Origin of the sequence: Ochrobactrum sp. XJ1, from assembly GCF_024701725.1 — a bacterium.
Taxonomy (GTDB): Bacteria; Pseudomonadota; Alphaproteobacteria; order Rhizobiales; family Rhizobiaceae; genus Brucella; species Brucella anthropi.
Window position 1 is genome coordinate 29,975 of sequence record NZ_VDGD01000002.1, and the last position, 19,534, is coordinate 49,508.

The window sequence follows — 19,534 nt, forward strand, 5'->3', positions numbered from 1 at the left end:
GAGTTTAAGCGACCTTAAAAAAGCCCAGAAATCGCTGTCCTGAATCTCCGATGCTGGATTATCCGGCAAGAATGTTGCGATTGCAGTTTTGCGGAAGCCCTGCGAAGCTCCATCCTCAACAGCCACTTCGGAATTTTGAAGGTTCAGGAATGCGGTTTCCACGCCCGACTATCGCCAGCGGCACGCTTTGCGTCCTGACCGCATTTTATCTCCTCGCTTTCACCAATAGCTCCTTCTGGCAGCGGCTGATCGCCTACTTTTCCGACCATCCGCAAAAGCTGGTTGTTGGGGCAGCGGCCATCCTTCTCATCCATATCGCCGTGCTGATGGCCTTCTCGGCAAAATATGTCATCAAGCCTGTTCTCATTTTCGCAATATGGGTCGCCGCAGGTGGGTCCTATTTTACGGATACTTTCGGCACGATCATCGATCGCAATGTGGTCGAGGCGACGCTCACAACGACAAAGGCAGAGTCGGGTCATCTGATAACGACGGGCTTTCTGCTGCATATCCTGCTTTATGCCGTCGTTCCCACGCTTTTCATCCTCTGGGTCCGTGTGAAACACCGGCCTTTGCTGCAAAAGCTTCTGGTCAATACTGTCTCGATCATCGTCTGCCTGGCTGTCGCAATCGCACTTATCGGCTCCGATTACGGCAGCTTCTCCTCGATGTACCGCGAACACCGCTCCGACATCATGGAACGGCTGATGCCCGGCACACCACTCAAGAGCACCGTGCAATATATCGTGCGTGACCTGAATGACAGGCAGATCGTCATGCAGCCGCTCGGCCTCGATGCAAAACAAGTGCTGCCGCCGATTGCGTCGGGCAAGAAGCTCCTGACCGTCATCGTGGTGGGCGAAACGGCACGCGCCCAGAATTTCAGCCTTTACGGCTACCCGCGTGAGACCAATCCCGAACTGAAGCAGCAGGATATCGTTACCTTTCCAAACACAACAAGCTGCGGCACGGACACCTCCGTTTCCGTGCCATGTATGTTCTCGCCCTTTCCGCGCGAGGAATATTCGAGCTCCAAGTTCCATAGCTCGGAAAATCTGATGGACCTCCTTAATCATGCCGGCGTGCAGGTTGCGTGGTACGAGAATAATACCGGCAGCAAGAGCGTTTCGGACCGCATACCGACGGTCGACCTGCAGAATTCAAACGATGCGCAATATTGCGAAGGCGGCGAATGTCTCGACCAGATTCTGGTCGACCAGCTCCGTGACCACCTGAAGAACGTAAACGGCAACGCCACCATTGTCCTGCATATGACCGGCAGTCACGGACCGTCCTATTATCGGCGTTATCCGCCAGAATTCGCCAAGTTCAAGCCTGAGTGCCGCACGAGCGAATTTTCCGATTGCACGACGGACCAGATCGTCAATGCATACGACAATTCGATCCTCTATACCGATCACATATTGTCGGAGATCATCAACGTCCTGAAGGCAAGCGAAGACCGTTTTGCCCCCGCCATGATCTATATGTCCGACCATGGCGAATCGCTGGGCGAAGATGGTCTTTATCTGCATGCAGCACCCTATTTCATCGCGCCTGACGTCCAGACACACATCCCATTCGTCGCGTGGTTCTCGCCGGACTATGCGAACGCCACCAGGCTCGACACGGCTTGCGTCAAACAGGATGCTGCCGCCCCTTCTTCGCACGACAATCTGTTCCACACGGTCATCGGCATGATGGGCGTGAAAACGTCAGCCTATGATCAGGCGCTCGACCGCTTTGCCAACTGCCGGAAAGCCAATGTCGCAACGTCGAACTAGGACATTTGGCATCGCGCGCAGATAGCTGATTATATTAGCCAAACCAATAATTTGAGCCATCCGACAAAGCGTGGTACACTTTGCCTTGGGAGAGCGCATGGACAGGCGGAAGAGGAGGTCCGCACCGGTGCAATCCGGCACTTTGAACAAGTGTCCGAAGCCCGGATAATTATAAAAGCTTCCGTCTGGCTCAAACGCTATCGCGCCCTCCCGGGGAAGGAGATGCGCTATGGAATATTTTCACTATGTCAGCACGCTGGATTACGTCCTGCTGGGCTTCATCGCCTTGCTGGTTTTCTGGAATCTGGTTGAAGCGAACTTGCGCAGATAGATGACGGCGGCTTATCTCAAAGCCGCGCAACCACATAAAGCCTGCTGCGCCTGACACGATCAGGAACGGGCTTGTTGACTGGAACGCTGCCGTGACGATGAGCGGTTGATTGAATCACACGCCATTACTTCTTACCCTTTCAGCCGTCTGTCTGAAGAGGAGTGAAAGCTGCACTTTTGAGCAATTGACCTCGTTTCGTTTAGCCGGTATATCCCAACCCGCTGTCCCTTTGAACCATATCGAACTGCTTCGGCAGAAATGTGCGGGTGTGGTGGAACTGGTAGACGCGCCGGACTCAAAATCCGGTTCCGAAAGGAGTGTCGGTTCGATTCCGACCACCCGCACCATTTTATTTAAAAAAACGTATATTTTCCAACTATTTAATGAAGTTTTAGATTTCTGAGCCCCTATCATAGCCCCTACTTTTTGGCTCGATTGATCTGTTAGAGATAGCTTGCTTTTAAGCAGCCTCGCAGGCACTGGTCAGAGAAGTCTTGTTTTATGGATACCTGAAAATTCTGGGTACAAGTGCCAACGCTACATTAACGGGGAATCTCATTCTCCGGCGGCGCATTGGCTGGTGTCAGGCAACAATTGTTGACATTTGCGTACATTTACGGCGTTCAATGTAGACCGTAATTTGAATAAGCAGGTCCATTTTCCAGGGAGCCGACATGTTCGATCTTAAAAACATTTCAGCGGGCTTCATTGAAATCGTAGTTCGCGGCCAAGATGAAGTCTTCGAAACCGTTATTGACGATTTCAACGATGATCTGCGTAAAATTCTTGAATTCATTACCTCCCTGATAGCGGGCGATTGCCCGTTCGATTTTCTATCGGACTACGCAAATTGTCTTTGGTCCTATAGCGAAGACGCTAATTCCCGGACGGGTATTTTCAGATTGCATCGCCAGTTTGATCCACTTGCGCGAAATATCCTGCCTGAGATTACGATAGAAATGAGCCGGTCAGATTTAATCGGCGCGTTGAACGGTCTCGCGAAAGACATAGCTTTTCACGATAATTTTGCACGGGGCTATTTGTTCTTCGCCTGTCCCGGAGACACGCGCCAAGATGATTTTTTCGACGTCGTTGATCGCGAGTGGGAAGAAGGGGTAAAAGCTGGCCTCTTTCCCGATGATATTGACCTAAAAGATGCCTATGAGGATCGACGATTTATCGAGGAGTTTCCACTGACGGAACCTGAAGCGGCTATTCTCAAGGAAAATCAGGAAATGCTATTAAGCACAGTTCCCGAAAAGCCCGATATTATTCCGGCATGACCAGCATTACAGCCCTTTGAACCAGTCAGCCGAAACTGTAACTTTTTCGACCGTCTCCGTTTTCACGCCCAACTCATATTGCTTGAGTAAATCGCATAGACGTTCACCATCGATCAAATCTATGGCGATTGCACCGTCACGCGTTGCTTCTTCGGAGGCTTGCGAAGTGAAATTACCCGTGGTGATGAACAGGCCTTTGTCTGCCCGGCCCTGCAATGCGCCGCGAAAATCGCGGATGTCTTTTGCACCGACGCTGCCCTTCCAGCGTTTACACTGGAAATAAACCTGAAAAGACACGAGGTTCACCCGCAACACCCCAACCCCGTCAATGCCGCCATCACCCGTCTTTCCACGCACCTCTACTTTTACAAAGCCAGCCTCGCGGAGCAGCCGCTGAGCCAGCCTTTCAAATGCATCTGGAGCGATGTCCAGTAATGCGATCTGCAATTCTGACCGCCAATCGTCGCCGACTGTCGCACCAATATCCGGCTGCAACTCCATTGCAAGGGGCGCAGCCTGTGGGGTGGCATTTTTGCCCCTTACTGCCAGCCGTTTCAGCCGCGCCCGTTCCCGCTCTTCTGCATTGACTTGCTTCTGAATTTCACGTGTTTGTGCAACCGTGGTGATTTTTTCCCCTTCATCAGTCAACGTCCACACACCGCGCAATGAATTTTCCAGAGCGTTGCCGCGCTTGAGATAAGTCCGCGCCCACGAAAGATAGTAGTTCAGCCGCCTATATTGGCCATTGGGCATCATCAGGGACTGTTCTTCCTCGGAAATTCCTTCCAGCTCAACGACCCGCTCATCGAGCTCCTGAATTGAAGCTGACCCGCCGAGCCCTTTCAATGCCTCGACGACAACCAACATCATGCCTGGCAAATCCGGTAACCCGTCTGCTTCAATGATAAATTTACGCAATTTCTCTTCCCCGCCAATTCAGTATTGCCATCCTTATAAGCCCAGACTCGCGACAAACAATAGCTTGCCTAGTGGTTGATTGCGGAAAGCAGTTCAGCCATAGATTGGGGAACCAGCGGGGCTTATGAATACAATGATGAATCCAACCGAAATTGCTGATGCGCTTGATGAAATTGGTCGCGCGCCATTTGATGCGGCAGAGTTTGGCTTTGCTTTCGCCGAAGCGACAGACAATGCGCGCGCTACAATTTCCAAACTGCGCACCAGCACCAATAAATCAGATTTACCGGGTGGTGTGCTTCTTAATCGCAAGTTCCATTATGTTCCAGCTACACCCGGTAGGGTCAACGAGGCACTGGACGCCTTGCGCGTCAGCAAAAAGACGGCATCCGCAAGACCCGCTATTTTAATCACCACGGATGGGGAAACCATTGCCGCTGAGCATCCCAAAAGCGGCGAAACGCGCCATTTTCTATTTACGGAATTGGGTCTGAATTTCGGATTTCTTCTGCCAGCTGCGGGTAAGGATCGTTACAAACCCGCCGAAGAAAATCCGGTTGATGTCAAAGCCGCCGGAAAACTTGCCAAGCTATACGATACGCTGATGCGGGTTAACCCGGAATGGGCAACCGACGAGCGCCGCCATGACATGAATCTGTTCATGACACGGCTCATTTTCTGCCTGTTTTCGGAAGATGTCGGCGTTTTTAAAGAGAACCAGTTTTCCCACGCCGTATTTACCTATGGTGGCAACAGGGGCGAACACGCGCAATCGACAATCATCAGCGCCTTTACCGCGATGAACCTGCCCTCAGACCAGCGCACAGAATTGCCCAGTTGGGTAACCGATTTTGAATATGTCAACGGCGGTCTATTTGCAGGCAGCATTGATGTCCCACAGTTCGATCAGCTTGCATTTCGGTATTTGCGCGAAGCGAGTGACCTAAAATGGAATTTAATCAATCCGGATATTTTCGGATCAATGATCCAGTCAATTTCTGATCCAACCTCACGATCAGAACTGGGCATGCACTATACGTCTGTTCCTAATATTATGAAGGTATTGGGACCACTCTTTCTTGATGAGCTGGATGAGGCGATTGAAAAGGCATGGAATCGACCTGCCGCCCTGCGCGCGCAACTGTCTCGTCTCAGCAGAATGCGCATTTTCGATCCAGCATGCGGCTCAGGAAATTTTCTTGTAGTCGCCTATCGTGAACTGCGTGACCGTGAAATCCGCCTCTTACAACGAGTGGGTGAATTGGTTGAAGAGCCAAGCATCCAAATGTTTTCAGTAGTCAATCTCAATCAGTTCTACGGCATTGAAATCACGGATTTTGCTGCTGAAACAGCAAAACTGGCGTTATTTATCGCGGAATACCAGGCGAATGCACGGTTTGCAGATGTATTTGGTCGTATGCCGGCCCTATTGCCGTTGCGCGATGGCGGTAATATTGTGCATGGCAATGCATTGCAACTGAATTGGGAAAAAGTCTGCCCTCCACCAAGAGATGGAGAGGAAGTGTTCATTGCAGGTAATCCACCTTTTCTGGGAACCACATATAGAAAGCCAGAACAAAGAGCCGACTTTGCAAATGTTTTCGAGAACAAAATTGAGAGCTATGGAAGACTTGACTTCAGCGCAGCTTGGATGTTTTTGGCTTCAAAGTACATTTCGAATATAGGTGCTCGTTCAGCACTAATCACGACTAGCTCTACGGTTCAGGGTTCGGCAGTAGAGCCACTATGGTCGCCGATCTTCAAGAATGGCGCCAGAATATTCTTCGCTTACAGGCCTTTCAAATGGGCGAATAATGCAGCAAAAAATGCCGCCGTTGAATGCGTAATCGTTGGATTGACGAGTGAAAAATCCAATGTAGCACGCCTATTTGATGACAAGCACATCGTTCACACGTCCTACATAAATGCATACTTAATCGATAGCCCAGCAATATTTATAAGCTCATGCAGAGATGCGATATTTAGTTTACCTCAAATGGGGCCCGGCAATTTTCCATATGATTTCGGCCACCTCATACTTTCAGCTTCGGAAAAAGATGAAATCATAACGTCATACCCAAATGCCAAAAGATTCGTACGCAAGTTCGCAGGATCGAAGGAAGTTATACATTCGATACCTCGTTATTGCTTATGGATTTCCGACGATGATCTGAATGAGGCGTTGGAAATAATACCAATCGCTGATCGTATCGCATCAGTAGCGCAAGATCGCTCAAAAAGCAGTGACGCTGGAACTCGCCGCTTAGCGGCTCGCCCCCACCAATTTCGTGAACACAAAGCCTCAGAACACCATTCTATTCTAGTGCCCCGCACTAGTTCAGAACATCGTGATTATCTGCCAGTAGAGTATGCCGACGCAAAGATTATCTCATCGGATAATAATCATGTCATTTTTGACGGGCCAGACTGGTGCATTGCGTTGATTGCCTCACGACTGCATCTGGTGTGGATCGCCACCGTCTGCGGAAGGCTAGAATCGCGTTTCCGCTATTCCAACACACTGGGCTGGAACACATTTCCAGTGCCTAAATTTTCTGCGGAACAGCTTGAACAACTGACTGCCTCGGCGCGACAGATATTGAGAACCCGCTATCAACACCATCCCAAAACCATTGCCGATCTTTATGATCCAGACAAAATGCCGAACGATCTGCGCGCCGCTCATAAGGCTAACGATGATCTTTTGGAGACAATGTATATCGGGCGACCATTCCGTAATGATACCGAGCGGCTGGAAAAGTTGTTCAAGCTTTATGCGGCTCGGGTAGAGAAAAAGACTAAGGGGGCGTAAATTATGGTTGAAGTCGTTAGCATGGCCTATGGCCGCACGGGGGCATCGAAAACCACCAATGCACTGGGTCAACGCCCGATGCAGGCGCGCGCCTACGCGGCGCGTGGGAGCCAGTTTCTGCTTCTCAAAGCCCCACCCGCTGCTGGCAAAAGCCGTGCCTTGATGTTCATCGCGCTTGACAAGATGAACCACCAGGGGCTCGCTAAAACCATCGTTTGCGTGCCGGAAACCTCTATCGGCAGCTCGTTTCGCTCAACCGACCTTACCTCTTATGGTTTTGATTCCGATTGGGCTGTCGAACCCAGCTGGAACCTTTGCTTAAGCGGAGCAGAAGACGGCACCACCAATCAAAAGGTGAAAGCTTTCCAGGAATTTCTGGCCTCTGATGCAAAAGTGCTTGTCTGCACCCATGCAACATTCCGCTTTGGCTTTGATGCCATAGAAAAAGAACAGGGCATTGAGGCCTTCGACAATGTTTTCATCGCTATCGATGAGTTTCATCATGTTTCTGCCGCTGACAATAATCGCCTTGGCGAGATTCTGCGCCGTTTGATCACGCGTGAGCAGGCACACGTCATGGCCATGACTGGCTCTTACTTTCGCGGTGATGCCATACCGGTTTTACGTCCCGAGGATGAAGATAAATTCACCGCTGTCACTTATTCCTATTATGAACAGCTTGACGGGTATGAGTTCTTGAAATCCCTTGGGATCAATTACAGCTTCTACAAGGGCAATTATGTCAACGGTCTGCCCGAGGTACTCGATACAAACCTCAAAACCATTATCTACATTCCCCATCGTGGCTCTGCTGAGGCCTTTGACGATAAATATGGCGAAGTGGGGCGCATTCTCGATCTGATTGGTACGCATATTGGCCGTGATGAGGAGACAGGTTTTGATCTGGTCGAAACACCCGATAGCCGCATTCTGAAAATCGCCGATCTGGTCGATGACGGGCCAGAGCGCGATAACGTCAAAGCCGCCCTGTCCCGGGAAATCAAAGGGACAGACGGCAAGCGTGACGACACGGCAGACGGCGCAAAGGTTGACATCATCATTGCGCTTGGCATGGCCAAGGAAGGCTTTGATTGGGTGTGGTGCGAACATGCTTTGACCATCGGCTATCGTGCATCGCTGACCGAAATCATCCAGATTATCGGCCGCGCTACCCGCGATGCACCCGGCAAACTGGCAGCGCGCTTTACCAATCTTGTTGCAGAGCCCGGCGTTGAAACCGGTCTTGTGGTTGATGCCGTCAACGACATGCTCAAGGCTATTTCCGGCGCGTTATTGATGGAACAAGTGCTAGCGCCCAACTTCAAGTTTTACCGCCGAGAGGACGGGGATATTCGTGAACCTATCAGCGTTGACGGGCAAGGCACCGTCACCATCGGCATCAAAGGCTTAATGGAACCGCCCACGGATCGCGCACGCGAAATCTGCGAAAAAGATATGCACGAACTGGTTGCCAAAGCTTGCCAGGCAATGGATCGGCATACTGTTGGCCCTGATATTGCACCGGAAGTGGCCAACCAGATGGTGTTGACGGATATTATCGAGCACAGCTATCCGAATTTGAGTGCGGACGAAACTGAGGCTATCCGCCAGGATCTTGCTGCACGCATGAATATTCTAACGCTGGCGCGCCGTGAAGAAAGCAAAGACTTTGCAGAAGAGCAAGATAGTTTTGACAGCTCCAGCGACGATGAAAGCCGTGAGCCGGCGGAAAATACCCTTTTGAAGCTGGTGAAGAAATTCATCAATGTGCAAGAAATCGATATCGATCTCATCGATAGCGTCAATACGTTCAAAGAGCGTTTCGAGATTGCATCGAAGGCGCTCGATGCCCCAGTCTTGCAACACATTCAATCGGCCATGGTTGCCCAGCGCATTCAGATGACAGACGATGAAGCGCGCACGCTCTGGCCACGTATCAAGCGTTTTCGCGCGATCGAAGGTCGCGAGCCAAATGTGCATTCTGCCGATGAGATAGAAAAACGCATGGCGGAAGCTCTCGCGTGGCTGAAGGTGAAAAAGGCTGAGGCCATGCGCGCTCAGATGGCAAACTAACCATGCCACCACGCCCAACTTTAGAAGATATCTTTAATGAGCCTGACGAGTTTGGCCTGCTCAATGTCCGCCTGAATGCGCGCGCTGGTCAATCAAGCGATGATGACAAGAATGTTGATATCGTTAGGCAGGTCAATACGTTTTATGAGAATAACCACCGCCTGCCTGACGGCAATGCCATCGAACACGACGAAATGCGGCTGGGTATTATCTGGGAAAAGGTTTCAGCCAATCCGACTAACGCTATGCGTGCGGCCGACACGCACGGGCTCCTACAGGGTTTTGATCTGAAACCCAGTCCCCGTACTTCCAGTTGGCGCGACGATGGGCCGGAAGATGAAATCCCCGCGTCACTAGACGATATTTTCAGTGACGATGAACTAGACATAACCGTTGATTACCTCACCATTCGCAATGTTACTCCCGCTGCGATGCGCAATGTGCCTGACCATCGAGCAGAAAACCGCCCATGCACAGATTTCGCCGATTTTGCAGAGCGTTTTTCTGCCATGCAGGCCGCACTCGACAGCGGTGAACGCACAGCCACAATCGTAGAAGATCGCGCAATTATCGAGCCTCTCGAAGGTGATTTTTTTATCCGCAACGGTCTGCTCGCGTATATTGCCGAGAAAACCGAAATGAGCTCGCGTGGGGGCTCTCGCGATCATCGCCTTCGGATCATCTTTTCAAACGGCACTGAAAGCGATCCGCTGATGTCGTCATTCAGAAAGTCATTGAATGAAGACAAGACCGCCCGCGTCATCCAGCGTGAAGGCCTTGGGCCCCTCGATAAAAAGTGGCAATCGGACAGCCCTGACATTTCCGGTACCATCTATGTCGCACGCAGTCTTTCAACTGACCCGGCAATCGTTGAGGTCAGCAACATTCTACACAAAATCGGAGTCACGTCGCAGGATATCAAAAGGCGCCTTGCCGACGCCCGTAATGACCCAACTTTCCTGATGGCACCGGTTGAGCTGGTAGCAACTTACGAACTTAAAAACCTCGCGCGCTCTAAAGTCGAAGAGTTGTTACATCGTTTCTTTGAAGGTGCCCGGCCTGCTGATTTATTTGTGACAGACCGTTTCGGTAAGAAAATCCGCCCGCGCGAATGGTTTTATGTTCTGCCAGAACATGTTAGTCAGGCGGCTAAACTTATCCAAAACGGAACACTACATGAGTGTCGCTATGATGTCCGATCTCAGAAGATCGTTAAAAATAACGTATAACAAATTATAATACACAAAAAGTATGTATTTCTTTGGCAATAATTGCTTCTCGTTAATTCCGTTATTCAGTTTTTTTAAAAGCTTTGAAAGTCAAAACTGCAAAAGCGCTACGGTATACCAAGAGATATTTCTTCTGGCTTGAACCAGCCGTTCGCCAACAGCTGTTTCTTGACGTGCTCTGGGTTTTCGGCGTAGGCAACCAATGCTAGAGATTTCTCCGCTCGGCTACAGGTAACGTAAAATAGCCGACGCGTCGAAGCTGTCTGATTGTCCTCTGGCCCGCCGCCGAAGAGCTTGTCGTATTTGAACAGGAAACCGCGCGCTTCACGATCATCCATAGTGACCAGCACACGCGGAAATTCGAGGCCCTTCACCCCCTGATGGGTGTCGAAACGGGCCTTGCCACCCACGTATTTGGCGTAAGCTCGCACCTGTCCGAATGGTGCAGCCAGAAATGCCGCTATCCCTTTGTCGCGAGCGGTCCGCTCTTCCTCATCGTCGTCGGTCGCCTCAATGGCGGCACCAGCCAGTGCTACGTTGAGCACGTCTGGGATCGAAAACAGTCCGGTTTCAGCGACGTTTTGAACAACGTCGCGAAACGTTACCCCCGAATTCCCATCGAGCAGCCCGACAAGCGCGTCGACTCCGGCTTGTGCCTTGGCAAGTTGCTTAAATTGGTCATCAGCGTCCTTTAACGCGCTCGCGCTGGCGAGTGGCGATGCCGCGCGAATGATCCGCGCGACACTAAACTTGTCATCTTTGGCGTCCCAAAGCGGAAGGATCAGGTTTGAGAAGAAGTTGATAAGCGGAAGTGACCCGTCGAGGAGCGCTGTTCGAAACTGCGTAACCGGATAGAGCGCCGCCAGCAGATCATCAAAACCCATTCTAAGCGCTGCCATGCGATGCTCAAGGATGAGGACCTTGACGGCGTCATCATCCAACCATTCCTGATCTGTGGTGAGACCCGCCATATGTACGCAGATTGCTTGCTCCGCTGCGGCCTTATCGATTCCCTCAGAGGGAAACACGAACATCCGGACATGGCCTTCCTGTGCTGAGCTACAAGGAATCTGGGCCTGCTTATCGGTCGCGTCGCGGACCTTGTTGATAAGTTCGATTACCCGCCTCGGACATCGGAAGTTCAGTCGCTTTGTAGGCGTGGCCCAATCCGCCGGCAGATTATCTCCGAGCCCTGGCTGCCCATCACCGTAGATCCGTTGCATCATATCTCCGAACAGCCCAACGACGACGTCACCTTTGTGCTCGGCCTGGAAGGTAAAAAGGGCTTCTACAATATGTCGATTAGTGTCCTGGCTTTCATCGACAAAGATGTATGGATAGCCATCGCGCAGAATCTGCCGCAGCACCGGTTTAGTCCGGACAAAGTCGCCAGCGAGCTTGAGCACCTCAGCGTGATTGAGCGAGTCCCATCCACGGTTATCGCTCTCTGGGCTGTAGACGAATTTCTTCGTGGTATCGAGCCGAGCAAGGCGCCTTTGCTTCGAAGCGATATCGGCGAGGCGTTCTGCAGACGCCTTGGTGCCCGCGCGTCCCTTCGCCTCTTTGGCTTGTAGATCCAGGATGTCGTCCTTCAGCGCTACACGCAGCCACTCTCTGATATCGTGGTTGAACCCTTCGATCAGCGTCCAGGCGAAGCTATGGATCGTCGAGACGACAATTACAGGGTCGAACTGTGTCCGGCGGATAATCTCATCGCGCGCCGCCTTCGTGTAGGTGATGACCGCGACCCTCTGGCCGCGCATCCTCAAACCTCTTCCAATCGTGCCGCGTAGATGATCGAGCGCTGCTACAAGCGAACGCGTCTTACCCGAGCCGGCTCCGGCAAATAGAAAGAAGCTCTGAGGTGCTTGAGGATTGAGGCACTTCTTGATCTCCTCGTCTACATGCAAATCTAGATCATCGTTCGCTATCGCGGCCGCGCGCGTCATGCTGCACCAGCCTTCGGAGCAAGGTCCGCTTCTTTCCGTTCAAGCTGTTTCTTCAACCAAAGCAGTCCGTGTCCGATGTAGTCAGGAACGCGAAGATTCTCAATGTCATCACTGAACAACAACTCTAAGGCGAATTCGGCCTTGTCGCCATCGTCAATCGCCGATTTCACCTTCGCTGCCAGATCTCCGGCATCAGTCGCATCGTCGGCGATCTTCTGGAACTTGCCGGCGAGGCCTGTGGCCTTCCGCCCCCTAAAGAAGTCGAAGTTCCTGTAAAATAGCGCATCCTCGAACGTATTCGAGTGAACGCCCACATCGGTCGCTCCAATCTTCAATTTCGTGCTGGTTTGGTAGGCCGCACGAACGGCGTATCCATTAGGATAAACGAGAGCCTTGTCCTTCTCCTCAAGCTTCATGAGTGCATCAACAGAGGTTTGCTTCGGTACCCAACTCCGTAGGGTTTCATTGCGGGCCTCAAGACCCTTACCCAACATCGGGTCCCCGACCTTGTTGGTATTTGGGTCTTTAGCGTCGAGATCGGTGACGATTAGTGTCGTCAAACCAAGCGTCTCCACGAGGCCTTTGAAACGATGGGCATGACTCCCACCGACTTCCAGCCAAGTGATATAACAACTCCGCAGATATTCGAATGCGTCGACCTGCTCTACGAAATGTGGAACCAAAACCCGCTCTGCGCTGCCCTCAATAAATATGGCTGCGTCAGCGAAAAACAGGTCGCAATGCGTGGCCTTGAGATAGCGCGCGACGAACTTGGCTGTTTGATCGGGTTTTCCGAATACCGACGAAAGATTAACCACGCAGGCGGTTGGAGTTTTGCGCTTCTCGGTGGGCGGAAGACGACGGAAGTAGCGTAGAGCAGCAAAATCGCAGGCATGGGCGATATGGCTCGAGTGCGTGCTCACGACGAGTTGTGTGCAGAAGTTAGCCGACTTTCCAAGCATTGGATCGTTCCGTAGGACATCGTAAGCATGCTTGATGAAGACCTGTTGCACCTGAGCATGAAGATAGGCTTCAGGCTCTTCCACCAACATCAAGTGCAACGGTGGAGGAGGTTTAGTATCGCCACCTGACGCGGCTGCTTTCCCGACGCGCATCCAGGCATCACGATAGCTCATCAGGCCAAAGACCATAGAAACAAGGTTCTGATAACCAAGCCCGTTGGAGTCTTCAGGCAGTCGGTGCACATACCCGCCTGCGGCGGCCGGGATTTCATACTGAACTGCAGAATCGTGGTTTAAACCGTCCTGCAATTTGAGCTTGGTCGCGATTTTGAGCTTGGGATCTGAGATGCCTGGATAGCCGAGCTTCTGAAGCTCTTTTAGCGCCCTGTCGAACGAATCCGATAACCTTTCGTCGAAGGCCTTACGTGCCTTATCGAGCGCTTCCATCGCCTTGATGTCGGACAATTCAGGCGTGTCCTGCCAGTCGAGATGATTGTCGTAGTAGGAGCGCAGTTGCGTCGAAAGGCGGCGTCCAGCCCTAGCTTCAGTGCCGGCTTCATCACGCTGGACTCGCGGGGTCGTAGGAGACCCAAAGCCTCGCTGCGCACTGATCTCGTCAATCTGAATGAGGCCATCGAGTGGGTTTCCGTCAACGGGTTCCAAATCCTCTGGAAGGACCTGCATCTCAGCCAACCCATCCTTGGGATCTGCCAGTTTCGCAGCGTCCAAGAGGTAGGCCTTCACCTTAAAAAGGGACCGTACACGCCGATCAAGAAAATCGACCAAGTTCAGTGGCCAGAGTTCGAGCTCAGGCGGATCGGCTCTCCCTTCCGCAGCCTTGATTGCGGCGGCGGTAGTGTCAGCGGCTTTCGTTCTCGCGGCAATGTATTCTTGCTGAAATTTGGTCGGTTCATCGGGCTCGTATCGCAGCCTGACGCCGAGCGGCCCCGATTTCCAATCCAGCGTCGGAAGAAGCCTTTGCACGTAGTGCATCTCGCCCTTTCCGACTTGGAGCCACACGTCTAGCTGTGGCAAAAAACCTAGGAGCTTTGGAGTTGGAAGCGCTTCGTCGGACTTGATAGCCGCCTCCCAAGCGTCTCCCTCGGCGTTCAGCGCTTGCCAATGGGCAAGGGAAAAATCGTTAATTGTGAAGCCACGCGAATCGACGAGAAACCGACGAAGTGCGTTCATAGCTGAAGTTTTTCCGCTATTGTTCGCTCCAACAAATACTGTTTTCTCGATAGCGAAGTCGATACGTGTGGCTACGTGTTTTCGAAAATTCCCGATTTCAACTCGCAAAATTTGCATGATTCCCCCTGTGCTCATCCTAGCGTCGGTCGCCCCCCGGATCAATCGAGGCACCTCCGAACTGGATCCTGCGCGTGAAAAACACGGAAAACGATATGGATGCTCCTATTTATCCCAGAGGAAAAGACGCATCGTCACGTTGAAGCAGATTAAATTAGAAACCATTGTCCCAGATCAACGTAAACCTTAAATGGCTCGAACGTTGAAGAACATGAGCAAGAAATTCCGAGGTGACTGTCAATGCCAGCACGACACGGTACAACTATTGATGACGTTTGCTTTCATATTTCAAAGTAGGCATTACTCATATGGCGAGCGGAGCCGATTCCCATCCTTTGCGCATTTCATCTTCAAGAGCATAGACCGGAGCGAGGGCCACCTGCATAGCTGGTGACTTTATTGAAGACGACCCGCCGATAATTGCGCCTCAAAGATTCGGCGCGACCGTCCAGCCGTCATGCTGCTTCGGGGCAACGCTAATGCGGATCCCGATAATAGATGCCACACCACAAAGGGCAGCAACCGCCACGAAATCGGGGACGGATTGCTGTCGGTCAGCGACATCGAAAACATAATCCCGCAGCGCTGCCGGTAGGCGTTACCACGGGATTTTTCATCTTAGTCTGCACTGGCAGCCGGTGGTGCAGGAGTAGGCTACCGGTAAATTGTGCCGCGCGATGCATCTTGGAAATTGTTGCGTTCACCCTTTTCCAAAGCATCAAGCCTGGCGCGTGCAGCGTCGGCAGCTGTGTCGTGCTGGACATGGTCGTTCTCCTGAACGACCTTCACCTCAGCAACAGGCTTGCCAGCAGTCGTATCGAAAGCAGATCCAGGCGGCCCGTACAGTTCATAGGTGTGGGTACGGTGCCAATTCTTTGGAAGCCTGTTCCGTCGAACCCACTGGATGAACTCGTCGAAGCTTTCGAACCGCATCAACAGTGCACGTCCTTCCGCCTTCATCCTCGCCCGTTCGTCCTCTACAAGCTCAAGCACGTTCGGACGCTTGGCAGGCATAGGACGGTTATCCTCGATCCTCGTCCGGCCACGTTCTAATTCGATCTGCTTCGCGACGGATGCCATTTCCTCCCGAATGGCTACCGAAAGTTCAGCCGGGCTTGGCGCAAAAACCTTCGACAAACCTTCTATCTCGCCACGAATAATGCGAATTACGACAGCTTCAATCGAGTGCCTGGTCGATTTGCGGCAGGCAATTAGGTAGGATTCCATCAAGTCGTTGACGCTGCCTTTTTTCGGCATCAGAGCGCAGAATAGTTTCTCCAGAGCCGTTGAAATCTCGATGTTGGTTGCTTCCTTCAATCGTGGGTCCGCCATTATATTCGCCCTGTTGCTGGAGCTTTTCTGTCAGTTGTCTGAAGGCGTCGGCAAGGCTGGGCTGCTGTGGCGGCGCATGGCCATGAGACGCGGTTAAGTTCTCGATCCATTGAGGATCAATCGCCTGCCAGCCTCTTTCGATCATGATGTCGGCGGCGGCATTGGCGTCTGGACAGCGATCCAGCTTCCCCGCGAGCAGCTTGGCCGCATGAGTGGTAAGAGGCTTTCGAAGACGGTTGCGATGATCGATCACAGCCTGCGCATGATCGGCATCGAGAACGCGTTCCAATTCGCTTTTGACGGACGTTTTTTTTTGCGGTTGCGCTGATACATCTGAATGAAATGAGGATGTATCTATATATGGTTTCTGACTATGCTTAGGCATTTGCTCAGCAATTGCTTGAGGCGCATTGTTATTTTTCAATAACTTAGCTTGAGCTCCGCGTTTTGCGCTGGCGCTCCGTTTCTGACTTATCGAAACCACTTTTTTGTATTCCTGAACGAGCCTTCTTTGGCTGATCAGAGCGCCATCGACATCGAAAAATTCCATCACTTCGGCAGAGATCAGATGCCATCTGCGAGGCGTAACGCGTGCAATGCGAGCTAGCTTTAGGGGGGCATTTGGCAATGTTCCGCCGTGCCGCCACATGGTCATGAGGAGGAGTAAATACGCACCATGCTGCTCCGTCGTCAGGTGCATGGTGTCGCCCAGATAATCCGAGACATAAAGCTGCATGAAAGGCGTTGAACTCATTCCCCGCCGTCCAATGACCCGAAACGGGCCTTCCTGCGCTTTTCATGACTGCGAAGCATATGCAGCATCCTGAGCACTTCCGCCTCAGATTTGCGCACGTGTTTTACGATAGCTAAGATAGCAGGTGAAAAAAATTTATTCGGGAGCGTCATATCATGACCTTTCGAATTGAACGAAAGGACGGGGCAGGTTATCGTTGATTTGAAGCTTTGAAACCTGACGGCCTCGCCCTTACCTGGCGGGGCCTTTTTTATGCAGCTTGGCGTTTCGACTTGGCGTCCTCGATTGCCGCAATAATTTCCGCCTGCGACCAGCGCGAAAGAGCGCCCATCTTAATTGGTTTGGGAAATGTGCCGTCGGCTACCCGACGGTAAAACGTGGGGACGCTCATTTGTAGAAGTTTCGTGCATTCACGAACAGTCAACAGGGGATCAGTATCGACTCGCATTGGTTAATCTCCATAAAGGTTGATATGGAGCGAACGTGCCAGAGAAACGGGGACGATGAACCAGCAGAAAAATAAATAGTTATTTGCGGGTATATAACCCTCTCCGCGTACGCAAGAGTTCGGTGACAGCTTCGGGGTCCGCCCCAAGTCTGGCAGATACGTCTTTTATTATTTTGGATCGAACATTGCGTACAGGTTCACCCCAACTCCGGCGTGCTTCCATTGTTGCCAAAACATGTGCAGCGGCCAAGCGCTCAGCCGATATTGGCGGCCCAACTATCTCAATAGCAGATTGATCTTTTCTTTGTCTTCCAACCTTGTTGTCATACTTCCCATCCAGATAGTCGGCCAACATGTTGCGGTCATCAGTAGTTAGCTGATACGAACTCCGAAGGATGGATGAAAGGAATTCTCTTCGCTTTTTCCCTCGAAATCCACGAACAGCCAAAAGAATTGCAAGCTCAAATGGTGTCTTCGCTTTAATTTCCCAATGTGGTCCATCTATGCTTGATTCAATAATGAATGTTGTAGAGTCTGTATTTACCTTTTCATCCCAGCATGCCCCAAGAACGTCAGAAATCACCCATTCAGGGGGATTAGAGGGACCAAATTCCAATACACTACCATCATGTAAAAATGCGTAGCTGACCTCGCCCGGCGGTTCAGGCTTGAGCCATTTATAGTTTTTAATATGTGAAACATCGCTGGCCGATATCCCTTTAATATCGTTAACCCTTTTAATCTTCACGGTGCCATACCGCTCTGGTCTGCCACTCCATCCGCAGCCAAGCCTTTTACACGTTCAATAAACCCACCCACGTCAAGAAGTAGCTTTCCAGCGTGTTCAAGGCACATCGATATATCGGTGGCAATGGCACTCTGGTTATCGGCGTTTTCAGATGCAAATTTGCAGACCGATAGCAACGATTGAACCGTGTAGACGGCTTCATCAGCCGTCACCGCATTTTCATGCAGTGTGGATGCGGGTTGCGTTAGAGAATTTACACTGTTCATCATTTATCTCTCTCTTTGAATCAATTGGGATACCGCCAAAAGGGCATTTACTAGTCTGAGTCCGCCGGATTGCCTGGCACGGCTTCACATCACCGCCAGCGTCAAAACCTTGCCACGCTGACCAGTGACATGCTGGCCCCAGCTTTCCATAAGGACGCGCCGTTGCTCTAAGAAATCAGTGCGTCGATAGGAGCGCTCAACCTTACCGCCGACGGTATGCGCTAGAACGGTTTCAGCAATGTCATGTGGCGTTGTCGTGGTTTCAGCGATCCAGTCCCGCAAGCTGGAACGGAAACCATGAGGACGATAGTCCATGTCCGCGCGCTCCATGAAAGCAGCCATCGTCATATCGCTGATGACGCCTTTGCGGATACTCGGGAAAAGAAACCCGCTACGTGCATGGCGACGCGCTTCCTCGACCACCTTCATGGCTTCGGTTGATAAGGGGATACGGAAATCTGATGTTTTCCCCTCCTCACCTTTCATGGCCTCACCGGGAATCGTCCAAATGTCGCCATCAATCTGGTCGTCGTGAATAAACCGCAAGGGCCTTGAGCGAACGCCAGTCAGAATAAGCAGGCGCATGGCAAGGTGTGTGACGCTGCCGTCCGTCAAGGAGGCATAGAAGGCTGGAACCTCTTGCCACGGCATGGCCGGAATATGTTTGACCGTGTGGCGCTGCTTTCCCAAAAGCGCGCGCGCTTTTTCCGTGGCCTGCAAATCCACGTCCAGACCAAGCGCGGCGGCGTGTCTCATGCAGATTGCCAAGCGGCCAAGTGCCTTTTCTGCTGTTGATGCTTTCGAGTGCCAGATAGGAGCGAGAGTATCCCGAATATCGTTCTGATGGATCTCAGAAACAGGGACCTTGCCCAGCTTCGGCAAAACGTGAAGCTCTAATGGGCTGAACCAGCGGCCATTTTCCCCATCCCCCTTCAACTCTGCCTTTCGGCTCTCGAAGGCGGACTTCGCTATGTCTTCCAGCAAATGCAGATTACGGGCGGCTTCACGCTTCTGGCGTTCACGTTCATTGATCGGGTCAATGTTCTGCCGAACCACACCGCGCCATTTTTCGGCATCTTCACGCGCTGACTTCAATGAAACGACCGGATACGCGCCAAGGCCCATTTCCCGTTTCCTGCCGTGAAGGGTAAAAATATAAACCCACTTTCCTGAGCGTTCAGATTTTTTCAGCAAATACAGCCCGGCACCATCGCAATATTTACCAGGCCCCATTTTTGAGACGGCCAGCGCGCTCAATCGGTTTATGGCTCCCATGCGTCACCTCGTCTTACCGGGGAAAGGCTAGAAACCCGCCTTATTAGCCCCTCCAACAGCCC

At 51.8% G+C, this 19,534-nt stretch carries 14 protein-coding genes, 1 tRNA gene and 1 pseudogene; 6 read left to right on the forward strand and 10 right to left on the reverse strand.

The features are described 5' to 3' along the window. Positions 1–149: 149 nt before the first annotated feature. The 3 genes from FG152_RS02950 to FG152_RS02960 all read left to right on the forward strand — a co-directional run bounded on the left by FG152_RS02950 (position 150) and on the right by FG152_RS02960 (position 3,398). A complete protein-coding gene (locus FG152_RS02950) occupies positions 150–1,784 on the forward strand; it encodes a phosphoethanolamine transferase (protein WP_010657511.1) in 1,635 nt (544 codons plus the stop codon). 593 nt (positions 1,785–2,377) lie between these two features. Beyond that, positions 2,378–2,462, forward strand: a tRNA-Leu gene (locus FG152_RS02955). A 327-nt stretch (positions 2,463–2,789) separates the two neighbouring features. Further along, positions 2,790–3,398, forward strand: coding sequence for a hypothetical protein (locus tag FG152_RS02960; RefSeq protein ID WP_498985242.1), 609 nt, complete (start codon positions 2,790–2,792; stop codon positions 3,396–3,398). Between the two features lie 6 nt (positions 3,399–3,404). Here the strand turns inward: FG152_RS02960 and FG152_RS02965 are convergent, their stop codons facing one another. Beyond that, a complete protein-coding gene (locus tag FG152_RS02965; protein ID WP_123218544.1) occupies positions 3,405–4,316 on the reverse strand; it encodes a restriction endonuclease in 912 nt (303 codons plus the stop codon). Positions 4,317–4,449: 133 nt separating this feature from the next. On the opposite strand from FG152_RS02965, the gene FG152_RS02970 reads away from it, so the two are divergent. From FG152_RS02970 to FG152_RS02980, 3 genes are read left to right on the forward strand one after another with little or no spacing between them, the layout of a single operon-like run. Next, positions 4,450–7,128 (forward strand): DNA methyltransferase, encoded by a 2,679-nt coding sequence (locus FG152_RS02970; RefSeq protein WP_183508450.1) that lies wholly within the window; start codon positions 4,450–4,452, stop codon positions 7,126–7,128. A 3-nt stretch (positions 7,129–7,131) separates the two neighbouring features. Beyond that, positions 7,132–9,201: a DEAD/DEAH box helicase gene (locus tag FG152_RS02975; protein WP_498985244.1), complete on the forward strand. Its 2,070-nt coding sequence runs from the start codon at positions 7,132–7,134 to the stop codon at positions 9,199–9,201. A gap of 2 nt (positions 9,202–9,203) precedes the next feature. Continuing rightward, entirely contained in the window at positions 9,204–10,430 is a 1,227-nt protein-coding gene (locus FG152_RS02980; protein ID WP_123218541.1) for a GIY-YIG nuclease family protein, read from the forward strand. Between the two features lie 107 nt (positions 10,431–10,537). Here FG152_RS02980 and FG152_RS02985 read toward each other — a convergent pair whose 3' ends face one another. The 9 genes and pseudogenes from FG152_RS02985 to FG152_RS03025 all read right to left on the reverse strand — a co-directional run bounded on the left by FG152_RS02985 (position 10,538) and on the right by FG152_RS03025 (position 19,472). Beyond that, on the reverse strand, positions 10,538–12,379 hold the full coding sequence (locus FG152_RS02985; protein WP_123218540.1) for a UvrD-helicase domain-containing protein: 1,842 nt from the start codon (positions 12,377–12,379) through the stop codon (positions 10,538–10,540). Next, the gene (locus tag FG152_RS02990) at positions 12,376–14,649 is read right to left on the reverse strand and encodes an AAA family ATPase (protein ID WP_498985246.1); all 2,274 of its coding nucleotides are present in this window, start codon (positions 14,647–14,649) and stop codon (positions 12,376–12,378) included. Before FG152_RS02990 ends, FG152_RS02985 begins: the two co-directional genes overlap by 4 nt. A gap of 322 nt (positions 14,650–14,971) precedes the next feature. After that, positions 14,972–15,244 (reverse strand): annotated as a pseudogene (locus FG152_RS02995) (DUF3987 domain-containing protein); the annotation flags it as partial. A gap of 59 nt (positions 15,245–15,303) precedes the next feature. Then, positions 15,304–15,876, reverse strand: coding sequence for a hypothetical protein (locus FG152_RS03000; protein ID WP_498985432.1), 573 nt, complete (start codon positions 15,874–15,876; stop codon positions 15,304–15,306). Continuing rightward, positions 15,827–16,735: a YdaU family protein gene (locus FG152_RS03005; RefSeq protein WP_498985247.1), complete on the reverse strand. Its 909-nt coding sequence runs from the start codon at positions 16,733–16,735 to the stop codon at positions 15,827–15,829. The genes FG152_RS03000 and FG152_RS03005 overlap by 50 nt, the downstream gene beginning before the upstream one ends. A 250-nt stretch (positions 16,736–16,985) precedes the next feature. Next, entirely contained in the window at positions 16,986–17,183 is a 198-nt protein-coding gene (locus FG152_RS03010) for a helix-turn-helix transcriptional regulator (protein ID WP_008934947.1), read from the reverse strand. A 79-nt stretch (positions 17,184–17,262) separates the two neighbouring features. After that, positions 17,263–17,931 carry a hypothetical protein gene (locus tag FG152_RS03015; protein ID WP_123218537.1) on the reverse strand — a complete coding sequence of 223 codons (669 nt, stop codon included), beginning with the start codon at positions 17,929–17,931 and terminating at the stop codon, positions 17,263–17,265. Continuing rightward, positions 17,928–18,200: a hypothetical protein gene (locus tag FG152_RS03020; protein WP_025199920.1), complete on the reverse strand. Its 273-nt coding sequence runs from the start codon at positions 18,198–18,200 to the stop codon at positions 17,928–17,930. The genes FG152_RS03015 and FG152_RS03020 overlap by 4 nt, the downstream gene beginning before the upstream one ends. A gap of 81 nt (positions 18,201–18,281) precedes the next feature. Beyond that, a complete protein-coding gene (locus tag FG152_RS03025; RefSeq protein ID WP_123218535.1) occupies positions 18,282–19,472 on the reverse strand; it encodes a tyrosine-type recombinase/integrase in 1,191 nt (396 codons plus the stop codon). Between the last annotated feature and the right edge of the window lie 62 nt (positions 19,473–19,534).